5 protein-coding genes are annotated in these 2878 nt (G+C 51.7%); all 5 read left to right on the top strand.

The annotated features are described in order from the left end of the window. Positions 1 to 98: 98 nt before the first annotated feature. On the top strand, positions 99 to 368 hold the full coding sequence (locus OQV04_RS24035) for a hypothetical protein (protein WP_000779465.1): 270 nt from the start codon (positions 99 to 101) through the stop codon (positions 366 to 368). Between the two features lie 88 nt (positions 369 to 456). Then, positions 457 to 672 (top strand): hypothetical protein, encoded by a 216-nt coding sequence (locus OQV04_RS24030; RefSeq protein WP_000111575.1) that lies wholly within the window; start codon positions 457 to 459, stop codon positions 670 to 672. Between the two features lie 186 nt (positions 673 to 858). Then, positions 859 to 1686, top strand: a complete 828-nt coding sequence (locus OQV04_RS24025) for a DUF932 domain-containing protein (protein ID WP_024147850.1) — start codon at positions 859 to 861, stop codon at positions 1684 to 1686. A 56-nt stretch (positions 1687 to 1742) separates the two neighbouring features. Beyond that, positions 1743 to 2216, top strand: coding sequence for a single-stranded DNA-binding protein (locus OQV04_RS24020; RefSeq protein WP_033544285.1), 474 nt, complete (start codon positions 1743 to 1745; stop codon positions 2214 to 2216). 64 nt (positions 2217 to 2280) lie between these two features. Then, positions 2281 to 2583 carry a TrfB-related DNA-binding protein gene (locus OQV04_RS24015; RefSeq protein WP_000257688.1) on the top strand — a complete coding sequence of 101 codons (303 nt, stop codon included), beginning with the start codon at positions 2281 to 2283 and terminating at the stop codon, positions 2581 to 2583. Positions 2584 to 2878 lie beyond the last annotated feature (295 nt).

The raw sequence follows: 2878 nt of genomic DNA, 5'->3' as shown, positions 1-2878 counted from the left end.
GGGGGAAAGCCTATACTTTATTTACGGTTAGCAATGGTGCTGACCGGCCCGGAACCAGCGGCGGCAACCGCTCCGGGAAAGCTGCGAAGGGGTGAAAAATGAAATTAACCACGCTGCTGAAAAAACATTTTGATATTGAGGAAATTACCGATGTGGATAGCACCGTAAACCGGGAGGTGTATACCATTTGGGTTTATGAAAAAGGCGAAGATTGCGAGCCGCTATTAATTCTCAAAGATGCACAGGATTTTATGGGTGTGGATGGCTGGCTTGTCGGGAATATCTATTCCACGTTGCAACATGGCTTATTGCTACAGCATGAAGAACTGAAAACGATGATCCGAAACGGCGAGATTAAGAGCCGTTAAATCTATACGCGGTCGGCAATAGTGCCGACCGGCCCGGACACAGCGGCGGCAACCGCTCCGGGTAAACTGCGAAGGTACAGAGGCTACTATGTCAGTAAAAGATTTCACCCCTACCCTGGAAATTAAATTCCATCGTCGCCGCTGGCGTATCATGGTCGGGCGTTCAAGCCTGGCCTCTTTCCGCTCCGAACAGGACGCAATTGATGCTCTCAATAAACGCCGCTCATTCTATGAGTATTGGGCCGGTTCTGCCGGTGTACAGGCAGAGAACACAGAGCCGGTGATTGTCCACGTAACATATTGAGTACCAACAAAGCCCGGAAACCGGGCTTTTTTCACATCGTAGAGTACAATAAAAGTAAAATAAAATGATACTTTTAGTTGACTTATGGGAGGGGAAAACCTATACTGTATTCATCGGTTAGCAATGGTGCTGACCGGCCCGGAACCAGCGGCGGCAACCGCTCCGGGTAAATAGCGAAGGAGTATGATTATGTTATCTAGCCGTTTTCGTTCTGCAAATATTCTGCGTTCTGACCGCCCTCTTAACGATGATCAGATCATGCGTTATGCCCCGTCTATCTTTGCCACTGAAGCGCATGAAAGCCGCTCCGACCGTTACGCCTACATTGCGACCAGCGAAGTATTAAATGGTCTGCGTGATAACGGTTTTCATCCATTCATGGTTTGCCAGACTCGCGTTCGTAACCTGGATAAACGCGAACACACCAAGCACATGATCCGTCTGCGTCATGCCGGGCAAATTAACGGCACTGAAGCGAAGGAAATCATCCTGCTTAACTCTCATGATGGCAGCAGCAGCTATCAAATGCTGGCCGGTGTATTCCGTTTCGTCTGCCATAACGGTTTAGTCTGCGGTGATACCGTTGCTGATATTCGTATCCCGCACAAAGGCAACGTTACCGAGCGTGTTATTGAGGGCGCTTTTGAAGTGCTGGATCAGTTCGATAACGTTGAAAACCATATGGATGCTATGAAGTCTGTCACACTGAATGCGCTGGAAAAGCGTATTTTCGCTGACGCGGCGTTAGCACTGCGTTATGACGAGAAAGACGGCCCCGCACCAATCGCCGCGAGCCAGCTCCTTGAGGCGCGTCGTTTCGAAGATCGCAAAGATGATTTGTGGACGACGTTTAACCGCGTACAGGAAAACATCATCCGTGGCGGTTTGAGTGCCAGAACTAAGCAGGGCAAATCAACCCGTACCCGCGCCGTTACCGGAATGGATAAGGATACTTCTTTAAACCGCGCTTTATGGATTCTCAGCGAGCGCATGAATGAACTCAAAGCCGCTTAATGGCAAACGCCCCGCTTGATCGCGGGGCTTTTATCAACCCGAAAAAGGTGATTATCATGGCTTCAAGAGGTGTTAACAAAGTAATTCTGGTCGGCAATTTAGGCCAAGATCCTGAAGTGCGTTATATGCCGAACGGCGGCGCGGTTGCCAATATTACGTTAGCCACGTCTGAAAGCTGGCGTGACAAGCAAACCGGCGAGATGAAAGAGCAGACTGAATGGCATCGCGTAGTATTATTCGGCAAGCTGGCCGAAGTCGCCGTTGAATATCTGCGTAAAGGCTCGCAGGTGTACATTGAAGGCCAGCTCAGAACTCGTAAATGGACTGATCAAGCGGGCGTTGAGAAGTACACCACAGAGGTTGTGGTTAACGTCGGCGGTACTATGCAGATGTTAGGCGGGCGCTCACAAAACGCTTCTCAGACTGGTAATCAGCCGCAAGGGGGCCAGCAGTTCAGCGGCCAGCCACAAACCACCGGCACAGCGGCAGGAAACGAATCGCCTCCGTTCGACGCTGATATACCGTTTTGAATGATGTAAGTATTTGTAATAACTTAATAAATCGGCCCGTAACCGGGCCGTAATGAGGTAAAAAATGGCAGTAGAACGCATTTCCCCTGAAGAATGGCAGCGTATTGCACCGGCATTACGCACATGCAGCCAGGTAACGATCGATATGGCATACGCCGTACTGGTTGACGGTCGCAAACAAGTCGATGTGGCTAAAGAGTTCGACCGATCAAAGCAAACGGTCAATGCTGCAATCAGGCGCGTTACTGCGATTTTTAACGAAGTTATCCCGGAAGATGAGCAGTTAGAATTTGTGCAAGTCTGGTTGCCGCCAGAGCTGGCGAAGCAGGTTAAAGAAATGGCTAAACCATATCAGAATAAAAATTAACAGCCAAAATCACTTATGGCGTTCCCTGCGGGCCGGGCTTTCGTGCTGCGCATCGAGCCAGGCAAGCTGTCTCGCCCCTTCGGGCTTCAATCCCTAACGCCTCCGGGCTTTGCCCTCCGCGCTCCGCTTGGCCCCCACGCCCTGCGCCGGACTTGCCCCGCCTCCGGCGGCCCCGCCCCTTCGGGGTGGCTTCGCCATCCTCTGCCAGCAACGGCGCAATCGTGCCTGTAGGGGCGCTGGCCGCTGCGCGGCCATCCCCCCAACACCCGGATAAATCACGCCCGGCCCGTCGCTA

Source organism: Escherichia sp. Lx600-2 (assembly GCF_036662595.1).
GTDB classification, from domain to species: Bacteria; Pseudomonadota; Gammaproteobacteria; order Enterobacterales; family Enterobacteriaceae; genus Escherichia; species Escherichia coli.
This window is presented reverse-complemented; position numbering and strand designations above follow the sequence as displayed.

Coding starts and splice junctions, on each gene's coding strand:
- OQV04_RS24035 (WP_000779465.1), top strand. CDS start 99: ATGAAATTAACCACGCTGCTGAAAAAACATTTTGATATTGAGGAAATT.
- OQV04_RS24030 (WP_000111575.1), top strand. CDS start 457: ATGTCAGTAAAAGATTTCACCCCTACCCTGGAAATTAAATTCCATCGT.
- OQV04_RS24020 (WP_033544285.1), top strand. CDS start 1,743: ATGGCTTCAAGAGGTGTTAACAAAGTAATTCTGGTCGGCAATTTAGGC.
- OQV04_RS24015 (WP_000257688.1), top strand. CDS start 2,281: ATGGCAGTAGAACGCATTTCCCCTGAAGAATGGCAGCGTATTGCACCG.